The following is a 21337-nucleotide window of genomic DNA, read 5'->3' on the forward strand; positions in this document are numbered from 1 at the left end:
AACGCGTGCGACTCTAGCCGCCGCGCAGTCTCGCCACCAGATCGCGCAGCCATCCAGTGAAACCCGAACGACGATCGTGATCCCAACGAACGGCAGGTGCGGTCGCGTCGCCGGGTTCCTCGCGACCCGCGCCGAAGCCGTCGCCACCGTAGCGCTCGGCCTTCCTGACTAGGTCGGCGTTCCGCCCGTCGAGTATCCTTTCCTCGGACCAGTCTCCCGCCCAGACCACCTCACCAGAACGGATGAAGTAGTGCGATCTGCAGGGGAGGCTCCAGTTGCCTACCGAAGGCGAGACCGACACGTCCTCGCCGTTGTATATTAGTTTCCAGTCCTCGGGGGTCAGCGGGAGGACGACCTCCGAGCCGCACCCGCATGCGCACAGGTGGATCATCGAAGCGTGCTCGATGGAAACGTAGAGCACGCCATGCGACAGCTCATCGGGGACCTCGTCCACGAATGCGGGACGGAAGGAGAGGACCTCGCTCATGCCGCCTCGCCCGGAAAGTCTTCGTTCAGCATGTGGTTGCCGTCCACGGTGAAAAGCGAGAAGTGCTCGTTCTCGAGATCGACATAGAATCCGCGGAGCCGCTTCCATCGTCCTACCGCGAGCGCAGCGTTCAGCATGTTGAGGTCGGCCACCTGAATGTTGCGCGCGTAGAGGTCGTCGAGCCCCGCGCCCTGCATCGGGATACGAGCCCTCGAATGCACCTGCTCACGCATGCCGGGGGTGCTCGTCGTGACTCGCAGTTGGCCGACGAGGGCGTCGTCGACGAGATGCAAGCCCATACCGACGTCTACAAACGGGATGTCAAGGTGTTCGAGCTCGCGTACGATCGCCGCCTTGTCTTCGCCGGCGTCGAGGCAGAGGAAGACGAAGGTCGAACCGGCGAGGACCGACACGTCGTCCGCACCCACACGGATTGCATGCGGAGTGATGCCGCGGTGCATGTGTGAATAGACGGAGGCCCACCAGTCGACCTTCCTCGGCCGTTCGCGCAGAACCTCGAGCGGGACGGCGCCCGGTCCACGGAAAGCGTTGTGTTGGAGGAGGTAATCTTCGTCGAAGAGATCGATGGCCGCGACCGGGCACTTGGCGACTTGGTCGAGGACGTAGGCACCGGTGCCACCCAGACCCACGATTGCCACCCGCTCACTCTCGAGCTTGCGAGACACCGCGCCGATACCGGCGCGGGTCGTTGCGGTGTCGAGGTAGACGAAGGGCGAGGACGCGTCGTCGTTCGCGACCACGCGCCGCGTGCGGGGGGTCACTTCCGGATCGATCGCCGCCGCCTCGGCGGAGAGGATAGCCACATAGGTCGTCATCTTCTCGTGATAGTCGGCGTAACTTCCGCACGCCGGCTTGCTGGAGAATGTGCAGGTGGTCCGCAGTCCGTGACCCAGATCCTGAATGGACTGCGAGTTGATGATGCGAGATAACGGGCGACCGTCTGCATGGCACGGGATCCCTCCGACGAACATGGCGACGTGGGTGCTCGGCGGACGGGTGACGTCGCCGGCCAGGTCTAGAGTAGACACGACCTTCCCCCAGCCGACCTTGCCCTCTGAGGTTGCGAAGGGGGTCGCGACCACCAGGTGCCCTGCGATGACCTCGACTTGGTAACCGTCCTCCTGCAGGCGCAGGAGGTCGGGACTACGACATATCAGTTGCTGTAACATGGAACGTCATCCCCTTCACCACCTGCACGGATTGTCCGGAGACCAGCGAGCCTTCGGGCCGTTCGGAGGGCCCCTTCCGCCAGCTGACCGTGAAAGAGACGTTCGGTCCGCTGGGCGGCGGCTGGAAGGCCAACGCGATCAGCTGATCGAAGGAGACGAGGCCGGCGTCGACCTCGCGCTTGCGGGAATTCACGCGGATCGTAATCTTATCGTCCGCAGGCTTGGGCTTGTGGTCTTTCTCCGACGGGCGGCGACCGTCTGCTTCGTTTCGGGCATTGCTGGGCATCTCATGCTCCCATCGTTGGCGCGAAACGCTTGCAAGCGATTCGCTGTTGGACTAGAAACCACCTTGGGTCTCGATATGGACTGTCTATATCGAGACGTTATTGGCAATCAAGTCCAAAAAGGGACTGAGGGAGAAATAATTTCGTATGCCGACACAATCCGTCGCCCAAGAGGGCGGGGGAACCGAAGCGATTCCGGTGTCGATCGACGTGTTCCTGCCTCTCGCGGAAGCGTGGGGCCTCACGGCCGACGAACAGATGAGACTTCTGGGTTCACCCCCGAGATCGACGTTCTTCAAGTGGAAGAAGGATGGAGGTTTGCTGCCACGGGACACAGTCGAGAGGATCTCACACCTGTTGGCGATCTGGAAGGCGCTGGAGATCCTCTTCGCGGAGAAGGAGCGATCGCTGGGGTGGATCAGGAGGCCGAACGCCTACTTCGGCGACGCGTCGGCCCTCGAGGTGATGCTTGAGAGCGGCAATTTCTCCGACATCCTGAGCGTCAGAAGCTATTTGGACGCGCAACGTGGCGGCTGAGCATCCGATCGTCGAATTGAGCGGCGAACCCTACCATAATCTTATTCCGTCGCGCTTTCCGCCCGTGCCGGTTTTCGAGAGGATCGCTGCCGGGAGGGATGACCTGTTCGCTCAGGTCGAGAGCATCACTAACCCGAGGCTTCGGGAGAAGGAGAGGCTCACGCGCGGGAGGCGCGACGACGGCCGGTCCGATCCGCGCTTAGTCAACTGGAACCACGCGCCGTTCGCATATCCGAATCCCGAGGGAAGTCGTTTCTTCGGAAGCGACCATAAGGTCCTTGAGTTAGCGGCAGACCTCCAGACCGCGCTTGCGATCTCGGTGGCTAGGCGAGCGGACTTTTTGTCACGCACGTCGGAACCCCCAACCGCGATAGAAATGCGACAACTTAAGCGACCTGTCGAAGGGCGTTTCCTCGACGTCAGCCGAGCCGATTACCCCATCACCCGCGAGCAACGACTGTTGCTCGGTCAGTATGTAGCCGATGCCGATCTGGACGGCCTCGTCTTCAGGCCGCCGGAGCGTCCTACCGCCTCCGCGATCATCGTCAGGCCGAGCGCGCGCCTTGGCAATCCGGTCCAGTGCGACCACTTCAAGTTCGTCTGGGACGGTCGTAAGTTCACAATTGTCTATTCGTTTGGCGATGGCAAAGAACTCAAGCCCGATCAGCTTTGTGAGGAAGAGCAACTGCTTGCGGCCTGAGCGAGATTAAGGTGGTCAAACAATCTGACGTGAGGCCGCGAGAAGGATTGGGATCGCCAAAAATTGCTCCGATCGCCAATGATTGGGTGACCCGACTAAGCGAACAAGCTGACGATGGTGCGACTTGTCAAATGAGTTGGATAGAACTGAATTTCCGCTTGCTGACGCCGGGAAAGTTATTCGGAATGGGAGAAATGAGTGTGTGAAGCTGCCTTCCGGTATAATCTGAACGAACGTCAGCTTTCGGGCGAAAATTTCGACCACGTCAATGACTGAGATTAGGGCGCAAAGCTGTCGCAGGCGTCCCGTCATATCCAAATAGCTTCTCAGCGTTGCATGATAATTCGAGCCTGCCTGCCAAATGAATTGGCGACTAAATCAAAAAGTCCTTGGGAAAACTGAATCCGCATCCTTTAAGCTCAAAGATGCAGAGCCAAATTTTCTCGTACCCCAGCAGGCCGCGGAGCAGGGCCGGACTAGAGCGGAGCCATAGAGGCCTAAGCGCGGTCTCACTTGGAGGCCAATTACGCGGAGGGCTACGCAATGTCCGCGACTGATGAACCACATCCTGACAATTTCGAAAACGCGCGGCAGCGGCTCGCATCGCTCGAACAGTTGCGGTCGAGGATCACCAAAAAGTTTGTCGAAGGACGCGGGCTACGCCTGCGGCCAGATGAAGTCATGGGAATCGTAGAACTCGGCACCTTGAATAAGTTGGATGAGGAGATCGCAGCCGAAAGGAAAAAGGAATGCCTAAGAAGAAGATCCACAAACGCGGCGACTACTATCTCGCATTCGACACAAACCCCAATGGAACGGCTCGCTCTAAAAACCTCTACATCTTCTACTACGACCGCGAAGCAGGAAGGGGTCGAAGCCATTCAACGGGCACGTCGAATCTCAAACTCGCGAAAGAAAAACTAGACCGCTTCTATGACGAACGGGAGAAGTCTCATAAATTCTGTCCCACCTGCGGACAGGCTTTTAGCGGCGAACTTCCGCCGCTCCTTGCAACCGCTATCGCTGAATACCTTGAGAGCACTGACTACGAGGCTGCTGGTGCCCGGTTAGCTCACGTTCTCGCTTATCTCGAAGCCAAGGGCTTGGAAGACGCTCGATGTGACGAAATCAATGACGCGTGGGTCAAGAAATTCCGCAAGTGGGCATCAGGGGTGAATATCGTTTCGCCTACCGGCAAGAGAAGGAAGCGTTCTTCGACAACGGTCGCGGCTAGCGTTTCGATGTTGCGTACAGCGATCAATCAGGCGTTCGAAAGCCGAAAACTTTTGCATAGAGCAGCAATCAGCGTGAAGAAGTCCGAGATTGAGGGTAAATCCCCTTGGTTCCGAGCTTCGGAAAGTCAGATCATCGGAATGTTTCGCTACGCCCCGGTCTTGGACTTTCCGGAAAACTCCAGCGACAAGCAGCGAAAGAAGTGGAAGCGCGAGAGGAGCAATCTCCGACAATATCTTCGCCTCGGCGTAGCTACTTGGGCTCGGCCTGACGCAATCATGGATTTTTCAACGTCCGAAGAAACCGAGCAATGGAATCCTGAAAATGGTTATATCGAGCTCAATCCCTTTGGCCGCGAACAATCGGAAAAGTATCGCCCTCTGGTTCGAGCTCCTCGACAGCTAATCCCTCTTCTGAATGAAAACGACGGAAAATTCGTCAAAAGTGCGTCCGTACGAACTGCCTTTCGACAGATGGCAAGCACACTTGGATTCCCTGACAAAGGTCAAAGCGGTGAGAAGCTCATTCGCCGCAGCACGGCTAGTCTAATACGACCTCTAATGGAGTCGATTGGTGCGTGGGACAGTCAGGGGCGGCTGATGCTTGGCCACATCCGACCAAACGTTTCAGACAAGTACGCCACGCCCTATCATGAGGCTTATCTCGTCGATGCGCTTCGCCTCACCGAAGAGTTGATCGACCGCATCGAAGCGGCCGCGCCAGGCGCGTTCTCGTCAAATTAGCCGGAGTTTCGCCGGAGCAAGTATGCCGCCCAAGATGAAAAACGGCGGAAAAACTGGCGCACCCGACAGGATTCGAACCTGTGGCCTCTGCCTTCGGAGGGCAGCGCTCTATCCAGCTGAGCTACGGGTGCATGCCGTGGCGGGGCGCTTAGCAAGGCGTGGCGCCTCTCGCCACTAAAAACCGTTCCGGATTTCGATCCGAACACCCACTTGATCGGCCACCGGCAAAACTGAACGGTCGATCTTGACTGCGTTCCCACTTTGTTCCACCTAGCACCCATGAGCGATTCTCCTGTCATCGAAAGCCCCGCCGATGCCGCCACGGTCTGTCGTGGCATCCGGCGCCTGTTTGCCCGCAACGACATCTGGTTGCTGCCCGAGATGCCGCTGCGCAATGGCCGGCGGGCCGATCTGATGGGGATCGATGTGAAGGGCCGCGTGGTGATCGTCGAGGTGAAGGTCCAGCGCGGCGATCTGCTGGGCGATGGCAAATGGCAGGACTATCTCGATTACTGCGACCGGTTCTACTGGGGCCTGCCGCCCGAGCTCGACCGGACGATTCTCGACATGGACGATTATCGCCCCGAATGTTGCGGCATCGTGGTGGCCGATGGCTATGATGGCGAGATCGTGCGCCCTGCCCCGCTGATGCCGCTGGCCGCCCAGCGCCGCAAGTCAGAGGTGGAGCGGCTTGCCCGCACCGCCATGCGCCGGATGACTGTTGCCTCAGATCCGCACTGCGCGCCCTGGGCAGGCCGCGAATAACAGCGGGTCTTAACCAAACGCGATTAAGCGCTTAGGGCGGAACCCAGCACCATGTGGACCGCCATTCTCATCTCCGCCGTTACCATGACGGCCATTGTCGCCGCGCGGTATCTGGCGACCAGCGGGCTGTTCGCCTTTGTGACCGGCCGCCGGCTGCCGGGCTATCACGCCAGGCTGGGCAAGCAGATCCGCCGCGAAATCGGCTGGTCACTGGTATCGGCGGCGATTTACGGCATCCCGGCGGGCATCGTGGCCTGGGGCTGGGAAGAACGCGGCTGGACGCGCATCTATGCCGAGTGGGATGCAATGCCGCTGTGGTATCTGCCGCTGGCCCCGCTGATCTATCTCTTCCTGCACGATACCTGGTTCTACTGGACCCACCGGCTGATGCACCGGCCCAAACTGTTCCGCACGATGCACGCCGTGCACCACGCCAGCCGCCCGCCCACCGCCTGGGCCGCGATGAGCTTTCACCCCTGGGAAGCGCTGACCGGCGCGGTAGTGATTCCCCTGCTGGTATTCTTCGTCCCGATCCACATCGCGATGCTGGGGCTGGTGCTGCTGGTGATGACCGTGATGGGCGTCACCAACCACATGGGCTGGGAGATGTTTCCCAATCGGCTGGTTCACTCGGCGTTAGGAGGTTGGCTGATAACCGCCAGCCATCACCAACGTCATCACGAAGAATACCGATGCAATTACGGACTCTATTTCCGCTTCTGGGATCGCCTGTGCGGAACCGACAAGGGGCTGAGCGCGCGCATATGATTCGTCTTGCTCTTCTTCCCTGCGCTGCACTGGCACTGGGAGGCGGCGCCCCGCTGGTCCAGCCCACGGCGAAGATCACCGTGACGGTAACGAATCTGCGCAATGCCGATGGCGTGGTGCTGGCCTGCATGACGGCGAGCGAGAAGAATTTCCCCAAATGCCGCGGAGTCGCGGGCACCAAATCCAGCCGGGTCGATGCCCATGAAGGCCAGCTCACCCTCACCTTCGACGATGTGAAGCCCGGCCATTACGCCATCGCCCTGCTCCATGACGAGAACGGCAACGGCAAGGCCGACCGCGCACTGGGCATGATGCCGCGCGAAGGCTTCGGCTTTTCGCGCGATGCCCCGGTCCGCATGGGGCCGCCCGCCTTCCACGATGCGGAATTCGAGGTCGGCCCGGTGGATCGCACGATGACGATCCGCATGCGCTACATGCTCTGAAGCACGTCACCCGCCACGGGCCGGTCATGGCCAGCCGGACATGATTACCGGGCCGATTAACCTTAACTCTTTTTTCAGCATGCCCGGGGCAAACAGGATGCCTCGAACACCACTCGCTTGGGGGCTTTTGCTGCAATGGACAGGTTTGGCGCAGATTTCGACGCTTATGGCGACGATGACGGATTCGACGATCGCGGCAATCCGGGCCAGCATGACGATGGCGCCCATTCGAATCCCCCGCCTTCGCCGGTAGGGCAGGACGAACGCCGCATGCAGGTGCGGGCCTATAACCACTGGGCCAGCCTGCTGGGCGAAGCCACGCTTCCCCATATCGAGGATCTGGAGCCCGAGTTTCTGGGCGATTTCGGCCCCTATTCGGTGCTGCTGGACTTTTCGACCGGCAGCACATCGCCGACGATCCAGTTCGTGGGTACCGAACTGCGCGACGAATGCCGCGTGCAGGATCTGGTCGAAACGCTGGACGACATTCCCGACAATTCGCTGTTGGCCAAGGTGGCGGATAATTACATGCGGGTGATTTCGGCGCAGGGCCCGGTCAATTTCGAGGCCGAAGCCGTCAACGCCAAGGGGCGCCGAATCGCCTATCGCGGCATTCTGCTGCCCTATTCCAGCGATTACGACACGATCGACTTCGTTTATGCAGTGGTGAACTGGAAGGAGGTTGCCGATGCGGCGACCGCCGATGCCCTGCTGTCCGAAATCGACGCCGCGCTCGCCACGCAGGACGAGCCCGCTTACGAAGAACACACTGCGCAGGAGCCAGCCGACATGGCCAATATCGTGCATTTCGACCGCCGCCTCGAAACCGTCCGTGACGAGTTCGCCAAGCGGCTGCAGCGGATCCGCAACGGAGAGGCGCAAACCGAATCGCCCCGGGAACAGGCCACACAAGAAAACGCCGCACCGGAGCAGGCGCCTTACGAGCAGGCCCCGCAAGAGCAGGTTACCCAGCAGGACGCTCCGCAGTATGCGGCCCCGCAGTACGAAGCCCCTCAGGCGGACAAGAGCGAGGACAATGTCCTGGCGATGAAGGGCACCGTTAACCCTGCGCCCTATGGTGCCGAGGAATCCTATGGCGTTGAGGACGAATCGGTCGAACCGCCTGCCCCGAGTTTCGGCCAGACGGAGTATGCGAACGAAGAGGAGACCGGATACGACGCCGGATACGAGCAGGAAGAGGCCGGCGAATCGCAGGATTACGCCGCTTACGAGCCGAGCTACACGGACGCCGTCTCCACGCCGAAGCGCAATCGTTCGGTCGATGCGCTGGGCAATCCGATCGGCGGCGCGCCGCAGGACGAGGGCGGCGAAGAGCCCGCCCCTTCCGCCATGTCGATCACCGAAGAATACGGCCTGCCCGACTGGGACGAGGAAGAAGAGCCCGAAGAAGATGTCGACGGACTGGTCAATCCGCTGGCGGACATCGATCTCAACAGCCGCCTGCTGTCACTGGTGAATTCCAGCGTGCGCGGCAAATCGCCGATCGATCTGGGCTCGCTGGCCGACGAGGACGAGGAAACCGCCGAGGAAGAAACCGACGAACGGCCGCTTTTCCGGCCCAAGGCGCCTTCGGTCGATACGCTTCTCACTCCGCAGGCCTATGACGAGGCCGAGGAAGAGGACGAATATGGCGAGGAATATGAATACGATAACGACGGCGCTTATTCCTACGCGCCTGAGCCGGTAACCGATTCGCAGAACGCCCCGGCGCATGAAGCGGCAGGCGATGCGCCGCAGGAATACACGGCCTATACCGCGCCCGAGGAAGCGGCTGAAGAGCCCGCCTCCTATTCCGCGCCTTACGAACTGTCGGAAGAAGCCGTTTCCTATGAGGAACCGGCAAGCGCCCCTGCCGAGGCAACCTATCACGCGCCGTACGAGGAAGAGCCGGTCGCTTACGAGCCGCAGCCTGCGTCTTACGAATCGGAAACTTCCGAAGACGAACCGCTTTCGCTGGCCGGTTATGCCGAAGTGCCGGAAACCGAAGAGCCTCAGATGGCGGCCGAACCGCTCGAACTCAGCGAAGATCTGATCGTCGAAGAGGTCGCGCCGCAGGAAGCTGCCTATGAAAGCCATGCGAATGACGATGCTGCGGCCGCAGAACAGCAGGCAACTTATGCTGCCGCTTCGCACACCGATATCGTGGCCGAAGAACCGGCGAAGCATCCCGAACCCGAAAGCCTGCACGGGCTGCTGGCCGCCGTCCACGATCTGACCGAGGCTGCGCGCACGACGCAGGACCGCAGCCGCCGCGCGCTTTACGAAGCCGTGGGCCGCGCTTTCGATGTCAGCATCAAGGCGGTGATCGCTGCCGAGGCCAATGGGCAGGAACAGCGCCGGGTGCTGGCACAGCTTCCCGTGGGCGATCTGGCTGCCGAAGGCCCCGAGACCGCGCTGGTCATGGTGCGGCGCACGGCGGATGGCGGGGCCGAAGTCATCGGCGAAGTGCCGCACGATACCGGCCTGCTCGAAACGGCGGCGCTGAAGCTGGCGGGCCGCTAAACCCCCGCATTATCCGACGAATGGCTTGAGTATGGGGCGGACCGCAGGCTAGCGGTTCGCCCCATGCCGTTTTTTCCCAGCGCCCCCGTCCGTATCCAGCCCTATTTCGGCTATCGCAATCGCGAACGCCTGCACATGACCGTGCGCGCGCTGCGGTCCCGCGCCAGCGAGTTCGAGAAGACAGGCAAATGGCGCGCGATGCGCACCATGATGTCGCAATTCGCCAGCCACGAGGTGGGCGACTTTCCGGTGGAGTTGCAGGTCGGTTCTCCCACGGGCGAGCCGCGCCGGTATCCGGGCGTGACCGACAAGGAAGGCTTCGTCCATTTCGACATCCCGCTGGAAGGGGAGTGGGATTACGAAGAGCATCCGCAGTGGGAAACGGTCACGCTCCACTGGAAAAACGATGCGGGCGAACAATGCGTCGACGGGCATGTGCTGGCGCCGGGCAAGGCCACCGGGCTGGCGATGATCTCCGATATCGACGACACGATCATCGAGACCGGGATCACCGGCAATTTCCGCGCGGTGATGCGCAACTGGCGCCGCGTGCTGATGCAGATGCCCGAAGAGCGCATTCTCGTGCCCGGGGCGGACATGTTCTACAATGCGCTGGGCGGGAACCGGGGCAAGCCGTCGAATGCCGGCAATGCGGGCGATCACCAGGCCGCCTCGCGCCGGCCGTTCTTCTATGTTTCCTCCAGCCCCTGGAATCTGTTTTCCTATCTCGTTTCCTACATGAAGGGGCGCGGCCTGCCGCTCGGCCCGATCATGCTGCGCGACTGGGGGCTGAACCGCGAAACCTTCGGATCGTCCAGCCACGGGGCGCACAAGCGCGTGGCCATCGAAGGCATCATCGCGACCTATCCCGAACTCAAATTCGCGCTGATCGGTGACGATTCGCAGGGCGATCTGACCGCCTTCGCCGATATCGCCGTGCAGATGCCGGGCCGGATTCGCGCGGTCTTCATCCGCAAGGTCGGCGAAGCGATGACGCCCGACGAACTGGCCGCCAAGGCATCGCTGGAGGCGGCCAACATTCCGCTGTGGCTGGGCGAGGGCTATGAGCAGGGGCACAGCTTCCTCGCCTCGATGGGGCTGCTGGACGATGGCGAGGCGGAGAAGATCGTCGATTCTGTGGGCAAGGGCGATGCAGCCGAGGCGGCTGAATGAGGCGACGCGCGATGTGGGTGATCGGCATCGTTGTTGCGCTTGTGCTGCTCGCCGCGCTCGGCCTGTGGATCGCGGTGCAGCGCAACGGCCCGGCGGTGCTCGATACGGTGGACCGGATTGCCGGCGGGTCTTCCGGGGTGGAGCTGGTGCAGATCGCCAGCACCGGCCCCTCGCCACAGCAGCAGGTGCGCGTTTTCCGGCCCGATGAGGCAGGTGAGGAACCGCTGCCGGTGCTCGTGTTCATTCACGGCGGATCCTGGGCCAGCGGCGATCCCGCCGACTATGGCTTCGTCGCGCGCAATATCGCGGCACAGGGCTATGTCGTGGTGCTGGCTGGATACCGGCTGGGTGAGGGCGGGCGCTATCCCGGCATGCTGGAAGATACGGCGGCGGACATCGGCTGGGTTTACCGCAACATCGCGCGCTATGGCGGCGATCCCGAAAGGCTGGTGATCTCGGGCCATTCGGCAGGCGCCTATAACGCGGTGCAGGCCGTGCTCGACCCGCAATGGCTCGCCGCGGCAGGCGTTCCGCGCGATGCGATCCGCGGGGTGATCGGCCTTTCCGGCCCCTATGACTTCTATCCCTTCGACACCGACAGTACCCGCGCCGCATTCGGTAGCGCAGGTGCCGGACCAGACAGCCAGCCGGTGAACACGGTCACCCCCGGCGCGCCGCCCATGCTGCTGATCCACGGGGAGGCGGATACCACGGTCAAGCCGCGCAATTCGCAGGCGCTGGCCGCGGCCTTGCGGGCGCAAGGCGACAGCGTCGAGACGCTCTATCTGCCGGGCAAGAACCACGCCGATCCGCTGCTGATGCTGGCCAGCCCCTGGCGGCGCGATGCGCGAGTGTTCGATGCCATGATGCAGTTCATGGATAGCACAGTGCGAACTTCAGTTCCGGTTCAGCCAAAAACCCCCTAGGCTGCGCGCAATGCGATTAGTCTCCCATATCGCCGCGATCCTCGCGCTTGCGATCTTTGTCGCGCAGCCCGCCGCTGCCCAGTCGATCCTGCGCGATGCGGAAACCGAGGCCTTCCTCGACGATATCTCCAAGCCGCTGATCGAGGCGGCCGGCCTGCAGCCCAACAATGTCGATGTTATCCTGATCAACGATCCGTCGATCAACGCCTTCGTGGCGGGCGGGCAGGCGGTCTATATCCATAGCGGGCTGATCGACGCTGCCGACACCGCCAATGAAGTGCAGGGCGTGATTGCGCACGAACTGGGCCATGTTACCGGCGGCCATGTGATCCGGATTGGCGAGGGTTACCAGTCGGCGGCCAATATCTCGATCCTGTCGCTGCTGGCGGGGATCGGCGCCGCGCTGGCCGGTGGCGGCGAGGCGGCAATGGGGATCATCGCGGCGGGCCAGCAGGCGGCGATGGGCAAGTTCCTTGCGTTCAGCCGGACGCAGGAAGCCAGCGCCGATGCGGCGGGGGCGGAATATCTGTCCAAGGCAGGCATCACCGGCAAGGGTTCGCTCGCCTTTTTCGGCAAGCTGCTGAACCAGGAATTTCGCCGCGGCATCAGCCAGAAGGACGAATCGGGTTTCTACCGCACCCACCCGCTTTCGGGCGATCGCATCTCCAAGCTGAGCGAAGTCTATGAACGCGATCCCGCCTGGGACGCGCCGCTCAATCAGGAATGGGAAAACAGCTTTGCCCGCGTGAAGGCCAAGTTGCAGGGCTATGTCGCCGATCCGCAGGATACGCTGCGCGATTACCCCGAAAGCGAAGTCTCGATCCCCGCGCTCTATGCCCGCGCCTATGCCTATCACAAGGAAGCGCTGGTCGAACGCGCGCTGGACACGGCCGATGCCCTGATCGAACAGGCCCCGAACGACCCCTATTTCCTTGAGCTCAAAGGCCAGGTTCTGCTGGAATCGGGCCGACCGGAAGAAGCCGTTATTCCGCTGCGCAAGGCAGTGGAAATCAGCCGTGCCCAGCCGCTGATCGCCGCCATGCTGGGCCATGCGCTGATCGCGACCGAGGATAAGGACAAGTTCGAAGAGGCCGAACAGGTGCTGCGCGCCGCAGTCGGGCGGGACCGGTACAATCCCTTCGCCTGGTACCAGCTGGGCGTGGTCTATGCCGCGCGCGGCGACATGGCCCGGGCCAAGCTGGCCAGCGCCGAACAGCAGGTGATGCGCCGCCAGTATCCGCTCGCGCTGCGCAGCGCCCAATCCGCCGAGGCACAGCTGCCCTATGGTTCGCCCGACTGGCTACGCGCGCAGGATATCGCCATGGAAGCGCGTGCACTGATGGAACAGATGTGCGAGATGGACCGCGCAAACTGCGACAAGCGCAGACGATAGAGATACCCCGGGGATCCGATGAAATATTTATTGATGGTGGCGATCGGCCTGCTGTCCGGCTTCGGCGGCGCGGCGATCTTCAATTACAGCGGCCTCGGCCACGCACAGACGCATGACTATCTGGTGGCGAACCCCGAAATCCTGCCGGAAATGGCGGAAGCCTATCAAACCAAGCAATCGCGCGAACGGCTTGCTTCGGTGGCAGGGCCGGTCACCGCGCCCTTCGACGGGGCCGTGCTCGGCAACCCAAATGGTTCAAAGACTTTGGTGAAATTCACCGATTACGCCTGCGGTTATTGCCGCGCGAGCGTGGATGATGTCGACCGGCTGATTGCCGCCGATCCCGATCTGCGCGTGGTCATTCGCGAATGGCCGATCTTCGACGGCAGCGAGCAGGCGGCCCGCATGGGTCTGGCCGCGGCAGAGCAGGGCAAATACGATGCCTTCTACCACGCGCTGTTCGCGCTGGGTCAGCCCACGGATGACAACATCGCCGCCGCGGCACGTACGGCCGGCCTCGACATGGAAGCTGCCGAGACATTCGCGGCATCCGATGAAGTGTCCGCCGAACTCGCCCGGAATTCGCAATTCGCCCAGCAATTGGGCTTTTCCGGCACGCCGAGCTGGGTATTCGGCGATCGCAGCTTCGAAGGCGCCGTCGGCTACGACCAGCTCAAGGACATCGTTTCGGGCGAGGCGGGCTAGGCGTATTCCCCGGCCGCCTTGGCGTACATGGACGCCAGCGGCCGGGCCATCACGCGCCGCACCATGGGTTCGAAGAAGGCCAGATCCTCGCTCTCGTAATCGGGGTCGAACGCGGCCTGATCGTATTTTTCGCAGAATTCCGCGCAGGCTTCGTAATGGGGGTTGTCGCGGAAATTCTCCCGCACATCGCGGTCCATTCCCAGATGATGGAAATAGTAATAGCCCTGGAAAGCGCCGTGGTTCTGGCAGATCCAGTGGATCTCTTCGGTCACGAAGGGTTTGATGATCGCCGCGCCGACTTCCGGGTGGTTATAGCTGCCCAGCGTATCGCCGATATCGTGCAGCAGCGCCATCACCACATATTGTTCGCCCCGGCCATCGCGATGCGCGCGCGTCGCGGTTTGCAGCGAATGTTCGAGCCGGCAGACCGGAAAGCCGCCGAAATCGCCATCCAGAAGCTTGAGATGATCCAGCACGCGGTCGGGCAGGCCCTTGGCAAAGGCGCGATATTCTGACCCGATGATCGCCCAGTCTTCCTTCGTACCTTCCTTCATTTCGCGAAACTTGGCACGTTCCGCCAGCGAATGGGCAAGGGTTTCGGGCTTGTTCATCGTCTCTCTCCAGCTGGAACGCAGCCTAGCTGCTGGCAAAGGCGCAGGCAATTGGGCTAAGGCCGTGAGACCATGGCCGTCTTGCCCTTCGAACCCACCCCGTTCTTCTCCGACAAGAATCGCGCGTTCTGGACGCTGCAGATTGCCGGATGGGGCGGCGCCTTCCTGCTACGCGCGATCACCAGCCTGGTCAGCGGACAGGATGTCAGCTTCATCATCAATCTCGCGATCGAGGGGATAACGGGCTTTTCGATCAGCCTGATCCTGTCGGTCGTCTATCACCGCGTGATCTCGGACAAGCCGCTGATCGTGTGGACTTCGATGCTCTTGGTGCTGATCACCGGGGTGGCGATCTTCACCTTCATCATCGCCTGGGTCACCAGCCTGACGCGAAGCAGTTTCGATGGAGATTTCCTGTCGCTGTTCATCGGCCTGTTCATCTGGCCGCTGGCGCTGCTGGGCGCCTGGTCGGCGCTGTATTTCGCAATCAATTACTTCCTCAAGGTGGAAGAGCAGGCCGACCGGCTGGAACGGCTGGAAGCGCAGGCCACCAGCGCGCAGCTGGCCATGCTGCGTTATCAGCTCAACCCGCATTTCCTGTTCAACACGCTCAATTCGATCAGCACGCTGGTGCTGCTGAAACAGACCGAACCGGCCAATGCGATGCTGACGCGGCTGTCCAGCTTCCTGCGGCATACGCTGGTCACCCAGCCGGGCGGCAAGGTAACCGTGGCGCAGGAGGTGGAGACGTTGAAGCTGTACCTCGATATCGAACGCATGCGTTTCGAAGAACGGCTGCAGACCGATTTTAGGGTCGAGGAAAAGGCGTCCAAGGCACAGATCCCCTCCATGCTACTGCAGCCGCTGATGGAAAACGCGATCAAATACGGCGTCAGCCCGCTGGAAGAAGGGGCTGAGATTTCGCTTCTGGCCCAGATCGTGGGCCCGCGCCTGCGTATCACCGTGTCCGACAGCGGCCCCGGCGTCGATGTGGGCGGGGTGGCGGACGATCTTCCTGCCGTGATGGCCACGCACAAGCGCCGCAATTCCACCGGCGTCGGCCTTGCCAATATCCGCGACCGGCTGGCGCAGGCCTATGGCGACGATCACCGTTTCGAAATTCGCAGCCCGGAAACGGGTGGTTTTACCGTCCTCATCGAAATTCCGCACGAACTCGCCGCCAAGGAAGAGCCGTCTGCCGCAGGATCGGCGACACGGGCGCAGAAACAAGCCAGCGCTTCCGACGTTGGACAGAATAATACTCCCCAGAAGGTAAGTACCGCGAAATGACTATTCGAACGATCCTCGTCGACGACGAGAAGCTCGCCATCCAGGGCCTGCAACTACGCCTCGAACCTTTCGAGGATGTCGAAGTGATCGAAACCTGCCAGAATGGCCGCGAAGCGATACGGGCGATCAAGACGCTGAAGCCGGACCTCGTCTTCCTCGACATCCAGATGCCCGGTTTCGACGGTTTTTCGGTGGTGCAGGGCGTGATGGAAATCGATCCGCCGCTGTTCGTTTTCGTCACCGCATTCCAGGAACACGCGATTCGCGCGTTCGAAGCCAATGCCGTGAACTATCTGATGAAACCGGTGGACGAGGACAAGCTGGCCGACACGATCGAACGCGTGCGCCAGCGCCTCGCCGAAAAGAAGAGCAGCGACGAAGCCGACCGCTTGCGCGGTGTCCTGTCCGAAGTCGCGCCCGAAGCGGCGCATGACATGGAAGAAGGCGATGCGGAAACGACGGGCCGCTACGAAAAGCTGATCAATGTGAAGGACCGCGGCCAGATCTTCCGCGTGGAAGTCGACACGATCGAGCATATCGAGGCCGCTGGCGATTACATGTGCATCTACACTGGCGACAATTCGCTGATCCTGCGCGAAACGATGAAGGATCTCGAACGCCGGCTCGATCCGCGCACCTTCCAGCGCGTGCATCGTTCGACCATCGTCAATCTGGACCAAGTGCGGCAAGTGAAGCCGCATACCAATGGCGAATGCTTCCTCGTGCTGGACAGCGGTGCCGAAGTGAAGGTTTCGCGCAGCTATCGCGACGTCGTTGCCCGCTTCGTACACTGATTTGTTTTCCGCACCGACCTCCGTCGGCGCGTCCTCGCTAGACGTGCAGCAAGCTGCACCCGCTGCGGGCGGGCGGTTGCCCTTACCGGGCCTCCACCGGCCCGGTTAGGAGCCTTGCATGACATTCAAACTTACTGGTTTTGATCTCGACCAATTCGTCCGCGACACCCTGGCCGAGGATCTTGGCGAAGGGTTGCCCGGCGGCGGGCGCGACGTGACCAGCGAAAGCGTGATCCCCGCCGATGCGCGCTTTGCCGGGGTGATGGACACGCGCGACGATATCAAGGTCGCCGGCCTGCCGGTGGCGGAAGCCTTCTTCCGCGCGCTCGATCCCGATATGACGATCGAGATATTAGTCGAGGAAGGCGCACAGGTTTCCGGCGGCACCGATCTGATGCGGCTCGAAGGCAATGCCCGCGCCATGCTGACGGCGGAACGTGCGGCGCTCAACACGGTGCAGCATCTGTCGGGCGTGGCCACCATGGTTTCCGAATATGTGCGCGCCATGGGTCATCCCGAATGCACCCTGCTCGATACGCGCAAGACGATCCCCGGCCTGCGCCATCTTGAAAAATACGCCGTGCGCATGGGCGGCGGTGCCAACCACCGCATGGGCCTGTGGGATGCGGCGATGATCAAGGACAACCACGTCCTCGTGGCCGGTAGCGTGAGCGAAGCGGTGCGCCGCGCGGTCGATGCCGGGGTCACGGACATCATCTGCGAGGTGGACCGGATCGACCAGATCGAACCCGCGCTGGAAGCGGGGGCCACGCGGCTGCTGCTCGACAATATGGAACCGCCGGTGCTGCGCGAGGCGGTGGCGCTGGTCGCCGGCCGCGTGCCGACCGAAGCGAGCGGCGGCATCAATCTGGAAACCATCCACGCCAAGGCCGCAACCGGCGTCGATTACGTTTCCGTGGGTCGGCTTACGCAGAGCGCACCTGCGGTCGATATCGGTCTGGACTTTACTCCCCTGTAAAAGCGTTGCACTCCCTCGCACTGTATCAACAGGGAGGAACGCGTGACCAAACCCGCTTCCATCAAGAAATTCGATTATCTGTACATCGGCTCGGTCATCGTGGGCCTCGCCGGGCTCATGCTCGGCTGGGATACGCTGATCCAGCAGATGAATGCCGAATTCGCCGCACAGGGTGTCGCACCCGAAGACAGTTTTGCCAGCACCACCGTCATCACCGGTGTCTTGATGGGGACCGCCATCAGCCTGGCGCTGTGGTTCCTGATCTCGAGACTGCGGATCGAATTCGTGAAATGGATCATCGCTCTGTTCACGGCGTGGAGCGTGATCTCCGTTCTGACCGCGATCGTGACGGGCAGCTTCAGCGTCAGCCAGATTTCAGGCATCATCTCGACCGTGATGGCAGTCGCCGCGATCTACATGCTGTTCCAGCCCGATGCGAAGGCCTGGTTCGCCGAGAAACGTGGCGACTGATCGCACCGCGTTACTGATTGCCGCGCTCGCCTGTGCCACCGCGTTTCCGCAAGTGGCGCAGGCACAGGCGTTTCAATGCTCCCTGCCCGATGCGGTGGAGCTCCCGCCGATCAAGGCTGAACGGCCACGGCGGCTGCCCGTCACCGGCTATACGCTGGCGCTGAGCTGGGCGCCCGAGTTCTGCCGCTTTCGCGAGACCCAGCGCCGTCATGCGCGGCAATGTTCCGGCGATAGCGGGCGGTTCGGCTTTACCGTGCACGGTCTCTGGCCGGAAAGCGGCCGCAGCTGGCCGCAATGGTGCGGCGGCCAAGACCTCAAGCCGCGCGAGGCCCGCCCCAATCTCTGCATCAGCCCCGACGCCGCGCTGATCGCCCGCCAGTGGGAAAAGCACGGCAGCTGCATGACGCGGCAGCCGGCGACCTATCTCAAGGTGACCCGCATCCTCTACAACGGCCTGCGCTGGCCCGACTTCGTCCGCATCAGCCGCGAGGACGATCTGACCGCTGGCACCATCCGCACGCGTCTTGCCGACGCCAATCCGGGCTGGATGCCCGAAGCCATCGGCGTACATCTCGACCGCAAGGACTGGATCGAGGAAATCCGCCTTTGCTACGACCGGCGTTTCATGCCGAAGCGATGCGATCCGGCGAGATTTGGTGCTTCTGACGACCGCGCAGCCAGGATCTGGCGCGGCTTGTAGGTTCAGGCAGCGCGCCGCACGATTTCTCTATAACGCATTCAACATTTGACCTTTTAGTCGGATATAGTCCATGGCGCGCACAGCCAATTGTGGCGAAAAAGGGGAACCCAAATGAAATTCAAGAACGCAACGCTCGTCGCTTCGGCATTCGCTTTCGCAGCTCTCGCTGGCTGTGCAGAAAGCGAGCAGGAAGCTCAGGAAGATCTGGTTGAGCAGCAGTACGAATCGCAGGAAGACACGCTTGAAGAGCAGGCCGACCTCGCTGAAGCTCAGGGCAACGAAGCTCAGGAAGAAGCTCTCGACGCCGAAGCAGACGCCATGGGCGAAGCTGGCGACCAGGCTGAAGACGCTGTTGACGCGGCCAACTAATTTCACCGGTCGGCGATTTATCGCCGGCTGATGGTTTTGCGGCACCCGTTTCCGGACGGGTGCCGTTTTTTGTTGCGGGCCCGATTAATGGACTGTCCGCAACGCAGCCTTAGCGCCGCGCGCTGAAAAACTCGCGCAACAGCGTGGCTGCCCGCGCTTCCCCCAGACCGGCGTAGACTTCCGGCCGGTGCAGGCACTGATCCTGCTCGAATACCCGCGCACCGTGCTCGACTGCGCCGCCTTTCGGATCGCTTGCGCCGTAATAGACCTTGGCTATCCGGGCGTGGACGATCGCCCCGGCACACATGGCGCAGGGCTCGAGCGTGACCCATAATTCGCAATCGGTAAGCCGTTCCTGGCCGAGCGCTTCGGCAGCACGGCGAATCGCGAGGATTTCGGCATGGGCTGTGGGATCGCATGTTTCGCGCGGTGTATTATGCGCCTCGGCGATTACTTGGCCGTCGCGGGTTATAACGGCCCCGACCGGCACCTCGCCCGCGGCAGCGCTGGCCTCGGCCAGTGCCAGGGCGCGCTTCATGGGTTGCGGGAGGGTCCAGGACGACATACCAGCGCCTCGCTAGCCCCCGGCTGCGGCCTGCGCAACGTGCTTGACGATTCGGACCCCCACCGCTATGCGCGCCGCTTTCCGGGATTAATGAGGCCCTGACCCGCATAGCGCGGCCAAGGGAACTCGCCCGCCCATTCGAACGAAGAGACTGATCCATGTCGCGTATTTGCGAACTCACCGGCAAGGGCCGCCAGGTCGGCAACAATGTGAGCCACGCCAACAACAAGACCAAGCGTGTCTTCCTGCCCAACCTGCAGAACGTAACGCTGATGAGCGAAAAGCTCGATCGCAGCTTCAAGTTCCGCGTTTCGACGCAGGGCCTGCGTTCGGTCGAACACAATGGCGGCCTCGACAACTGGCTGATGAAGACCAATGACGAAAAGCTTTCGGCCAATGCGCTGAAGGTGAAGCGCGAACTGAAGAAGGCTGCCGCCGCTTCGTAAGCCGGCGGCGCTTCGGTGCTGTTTCAGACAGACGAACAAAAAGGCGCGCGGGATTCCCTGCGCGCCTTTTGTCGTGCCCTGCCTCGGCCGTTCTCTGCCTTACGGCATAGGCGGCAGAAACAGCAGCGGATCGAGTCGCTTGTTTCTCCAGACGAGGCTCCAGTGAAGGTGCGGGCCGGTGGCGCGGCCCGACGATCCGATTCGGCCCAATGGCTGGCCCTTCTTCACTTCCTGCCCATCGCGCACGAACAGTTCGGAAGAATGCAGGAAGGCGCTGTTGAGGCCCTGGCCATGGTCGACGATGAGTAGCTGGCCCTCCAGGCTGAAATTCGGTTCGCTCAACACCACGACACCATCGGCGGGCGCAACATAAGTCGTACCCGCACCGCCTGCGATATCGAGACCGGAATGATAGCTGCCCGGTTCGCCGCGATAGATACGCTGCGATCCGAACCGGCCCGATATCCGGCCCGTGGCGGGCCACACGAAATCCTGTCGCCAGCCATCCGCACCGGTTTCTTCCTGCCGCGCATTCCAGATCGCCTCGAGTTCGGGGCGGCGGCGCTGCATGAAGCTTTCGGATGCCCCGCCGGCCCGGCGCGCGACATTGACGCGCTCGATGTTCCAGTCGCGAGGCTTGATGGAAAGATTCTCGGCCACGACCTGCCCGTCGGCGCGCGTGGCGCTGAGGCGTATGGTCGATTCCTGGTCGCGGTCGAAGGCGGCGAAGAAATAGCCGTCATCGTCCAGGCTGAGTTCGGTATCCCCCAGGGTTGCCGAAACTACATCGCTGGGCGCCCGGCCACGCAGCCAGCCACCCTGCTCAAGCTCGCCGTGATAAGTGAACGCCGGGCGCTGCGGTGTTGGCGCGGCGATAGACGGCTCGGTGGGCGAGGGCGCAGGGGCGGGGGCAGACGTCGACACGCCAACCGGCTCGGCCCCGCCGGAGGTCATAATATCGGCTTGCGGTGTGGAAACCGCACACCCGGCTGTCGAAAGAAGGAGAAGCGGCGCGACCCGGTGCAATCTCACGGCTTCAGCCGCTCCGTCGCCAGCTGGGGTGTCGCGTAGGCTTCCTGATGGTCCACCGACCAGTAGCGCAGTTCTTCAAGCGGGATCGGCACCCCGCTGGCCGCGCAGAATACGTGGTTGCCGGTGCGCAGCACACGGAAGCCGTTGGGACCATATTGCAATTTCGCCTCGCCGGACGAAGAATTCTTGTTCATCAGCATGGGATCATCC

The 21337-nt window shown here is 62.0% G+C and carries 25 protein-coding genes and 1 tRNA gene; 18 read left to right on the top strand and 8 right to left on the bottom strand.

All coding sequences use genetic code 11. The features are described 5' to 3' along the window. Positions 1–13 precede the first annotated feature (13 nt). From ACYQ0G_RS08665 to ACYQ0G_RS08675, 3 genes are read right to left on the bottom strand one after another with little or no spacing between them, the layout of a single operon-like run. A complete protein-coding gene (locus ACYQ0G_RS08665) occupies positions 14–487 on the bottom strand; it encodes a ubiquitination-like system serine protease family protein (protein ID WP_460101683.1) in 474 nt (157 codons plus the stop codon). Further along, on the bottom strand, positions 484–1677 hold the full coding sequence (locus ACYQ0G_RS08670) for a ThiF family adenylyltransferase (protein WP_460101685.1): 1194 nt from the start codon (positions 1675–1677) through the stop codon (positions 484–486). The genes ACYQ0G_RS08665 and ACYQ0G_RS08670 overlap by 4 nt, the downstream gene beginning before the upstream one ends. Then, a complete protein-coding gene (locus ACYQ0G_RS08675) occupies positions 1652–1963 on the bottom strand; it encodes a multiubiquitin domain-containing protein (protein ID WP_460101687.1) in 312 nt (103 codons plus the stop codon). Before ACYQ0G_RS08675 ends, ACYQ0G_RS08670 begins: the two co-directional genes overlap by 26 nt. Positions 1964–2108: 145 nt before the next feature. On the opposite strand from ACYQ0G_RS08675, the gene ACYQ0G_RS08680 reads away from it, so the two are divergent. The 3 genes from ACYQ0G_RS08680 to ACYQ0G_RS08690 all read left to right on the top strand — a co-directional run bounded on the left by ACYQ0G_RS08680 (position 2109) and on the right by ACYQ0G_RS08690 (position 5174). Further along, positions 2109–2498 (top strand): antitoxin Xre-like helix-turn-helix domain-containing protein, encoded by a 390-nt coding sequence (locus tag ACYQ0G_RS08680; RefSeq protein ID WP_460101689.1) that lies wholly within the window; start codon positions 2109–2111, stop codon positions 2496–2498. Between the two features lie 64 nt (positions 2499–2562). Next, entirely contained in the window at positions 2563–3198 is a 636-nt protein-coding gene (locus tag ACYQ0G_RS08685) for an RES family NAD+ phosphorylase (RefSeq protein ID WP_460102810.1), read from the top strand. A gap of 749 nt (positions 3199–3947) precedes the next feature. After that, the gene (locus tag ACYQ0G_RS08690) at positions 3948–5174 is read left to right on the top strand and encodes a phage integrase SAM-like domain-containing protein (protein ID WP_460101690.1); all 1227 of its coding nucleotides are present in this window, start codon (positions 3948–3950) and stop codon (positions 5172–5174) included. A gap of 54 nt (positions 5175–5228) precedes the next feature. Here ACYQ0G_RS08690 and ACYQ0G_RS08695 read toward each other — a convergent pair. Next, positions 5229–5305, bottom strand: a tRNA-Arg gene (locus ACYQ0G_RS08695). 148 nt (positions 5306–5453) lie between these two features. Between ACYQ0G_RS08695 and ACYQ0G_RS08700 the strand changes: the two genes are divergently transcribed. The 8 genes from ACYQ0G_RS08700 (at position 5454) to ACYQ0G_RS08735 (ending at position 13870) form a co-directional block, all read left to right on the top strand. Further along, entirely contained in the window at positions 5454–5939 is a 486-nt protein-coding gene (locus tag ACYQ0G_RS08700) for an MmcB family DNA repair protein (protein ID WP_460101692.1), read from the top strand. A 51-nt stretch (positions 5940–5990) separates the two neighbouring features. Further along, positions 5991–6707 carry a sterol desaturase family protein gene (locus ACYQ0G_RS08705; RefSeq protein ID WP_460101694.1) on the top strand — a complete coding sequence of 239 codons (717 nt, stop codon included), beginning with the start codon at positions 5991–5993 and terminating at the stop codon, positions 6705–6707. Continuing rightward, positions 6704–7150 carry a DUF2141 domain-containing protein gene (locus ACYQ0G_RS08710; RefSeq protein WP_460101695.1) on the top strand — a complete coding sequence of 149 codons (447 nt, stop codon included), beginning with the start codon at positions 6704–6706 and terminating at the stop codon, positions 7148–7150. Before ACYQ0G_RS08705 ends, ACYQ0G_RS08710 begins: the two co-directional genes overlap by 4 nt. A 135-nt stretch (positions 7151–7285) precedes the next feature. Next, positions 7286–9673 (top strand): hypothetical protein, encoded by a 2388-nt coding sequence (locus tag ACYQ0G_RS08715; RefSeq protein WP_460101697.1) that lies wholly within the window; start codon positions 7286–7288, stop codon positions 9671–9673. Positions 9674–9736: 63 nt separating this feature from the next. Then, positions 9737–10846 carry an App1 family protein phosphatidate phosphatase gene (locus ACYQ0G_RS08720; RefSeq protein ID WP_460101699.1) on the top strand — a complete coding sequence of 370 codons (1110 nt, stop codon included), beginning with the start codon at positions 9737–9739 and terminating at the stop codon, positions 10844–10846. Continuing rightward, complete coding sequence (locus ACYQ0G_RS08725) at positions 10843–11772, top strand: alpha/beta hydrolase (protein ID WP_460101701.1); 930 nt, start codon at positions 10843–10845, stop codon at positions 11770–11772. The genes ACYQ0G_RS08720 and ACYQ0G_RS08725 overlap by 4 nt, the downstream gene beginning before the upstream one ends. Positions 11773–11782: 10 nt before the next feature. After that, positions 11783–13165 (top strand): M48 family metalloprotease, encoded by a 1383-nt coding sequence (locus ACYQ0G_RS08730; RefSeq protein WP_460101703.1) that lies wholly within the window; start codon positions 11783–11785, stop codon positions 13163–13165. An 18-nt stretch (positions 13166–13183) separates the two neighbouring features. Then, complete coding sequence (locus tag ACYQ0G_RS08735; protein WP_460101705.1) at positions 13184–13870, top strand: DsbA family protein; 687 nt, start codon at positions 13184–13186, stop codon at positions 13868–13870. Here the strand turns inward: ACYQ0G_RS08735 and ACYQ0G_RS08740 are convergent. After that, positions 13867–14481 carry an HD domain-containing protein gene (locus ACYQ0G_RS08740; protein ID WP_460101707.1) on the bottom strand — a complete coding sequence of 205 codons (615 nt, stop codon included), beginning with the start codon at positions 14479–14481 and terminating at the stop codon, positions 13867–13869. The two genes, ACYQ0G_RS08735 and ACYQ0G_RS08740, sit on opposite strands and share 4 nt — an antisense overlap. 72 nt (positions 14482–14553) lie before the next feature. Between ACYQ0G_RS08740 and ACYQ0G_RS08745 the strand changes: the two genes are divergently transcribed. The 6 genes from ACYQ0G_RS08745 (at position 14554) to ACYQ0G_RS08770 (ending at position 19084) form a co-directional block, all read left to right on the top strand. After that, entirely contained in the window at positions 14554–15771 is a 1218-nt protein-coding gene (locus ACYQ0G_RS08745; RefSeq protein ID WP_460101708.1) for a sensor histidine kinase, read from the top strand. Beyond that, complete coding sequence (locus tag ACYQ0G_RS08750; RefSeq protein ID WP_460101710.1) at positions 15768–16565, top strand: LytR/AlgR family response regulator transcription factor; 798 nt, start codon at positions 15768–15770, stop codon at positions 16563–16565. The genes ACYQ0G_RS08745 and ACYQ0G_RS08750 overlap by 4 nt, the downstream gene beginning before the upstream one ends. Before the next feature lie 118 nt (positions 16566–16683). Further along, positions 16684–17544, top strand: a complete 861-nt coding sequence (gene nadC, locus ACYQ0G_RS08755; RefSeq protein ID WP_460101712.1) for a carboxylating nicotinate-nucleotide diphosphorylase — start codon at positions 16684–16686, stop codon at positions 17542–17544. 42 nt (positions 17545–17586) lie between these two features. After that, a complete protein-coding gene (locus ACYQ0G_RS08760) occupies positions 17587–18015 on the top strand; it encodes a hypothetical protein (protein WP_460101714.1) in 429 nt (142 codons plus the stop codon). Continuing rightward, positions 18005–18715, top strand: a complete 711-nt coding sequence (locus tag ACYQ0G_RS08765) for a ribonuclease T2 family protein (RefSeq protein ID WP_460101716.1) — start codon at positions 18005–18007, stop codon at positions 18713–18715. The genes ACYQ0G_RS08760 and ACYQ0G_RS08765 overlap by 11 nt, the downstream gene beginning before the upstream one ends. Before the next feature lie 111 nt (positions 18716–18826). Further along, on the top strand, positions 18827–19084 hold the full coding sequence (locus ACYQ0G_RS08770; protein ID WP_460101718.1) for a hypothetical protein: 258 nt from the start codon (positions 18827–18829) through the stop codon (positions 19082–19084). Positions 19085–19193: 109 nt separating this feature from the next. On the opposite strand, the gene ACYQ0G_RS08775 is transcribed toward ACYQ0G_RS08770, so the two are convergent. Continuing rightward, the gene (locus ACYQ0G_RS08775) at positions 19194–19649 is read right to left on the bottom strand and encodes a nucleoside deaminase (protein ID WP_460101719.1); all 456 of its coding nucleotides are present in this window, start codon (positions 19647–19649) and stop codon (positions 19194–19196) included. Between the two features lie 158 nt (positions 19650–19807). On the opposite strand from ACYQ0G_RS08775, the gene rpmB reads away from it, so the two are divergent. Next, positions 19808–20095, top strand: coding sequence for a 50S ribosomal protein L28 (gene rpmB, locus ACYQ0G_RS08780; RefSeq protein ID WP_460101721.1), 288 nt, complete (start codon positions 19808–19810; stop codon positions 20093–20095). A gap of 99 nt (positions 20096–20194) precedes the next feature. Here rpmB and ACYQ0G_RS08785 read toward each other — a convergent pair whose 3' ends face one another. Both ACYQ0G_RS08785 and ACYQ0G_RS08790 read right to left on the bottom strand, forming a co-directional pair. After that, a complete protein-coding gene (locus ACYQ0G_RS08785) occupies positions 20195–21049 on the bottom strand; it encodes a M23 family metallopeptidase (RefSeq protein WP_460101723.1) in 855 nt (284 codons plus the stop codon). A gap of 74 nt (positions 21050–21123) precedes the next feature. Next, positions 21124–21321 carry a DUF2093 domain-containing protein gene (locus ACYQ0G_RS08790; protein ID WP_425594848.1) on the bottom strand — a complete coding sequence of 66 codons (198 nt, stop codon included), beginning with the start codon at positions 21319–21321 and terminating at the stop codon, positions 21124–21126. Positions 21322–21337 lie beyond the last annotated feature (16 nt).

Source organism: Qipengyuania triglochinis, assembly GCF_054655615.1.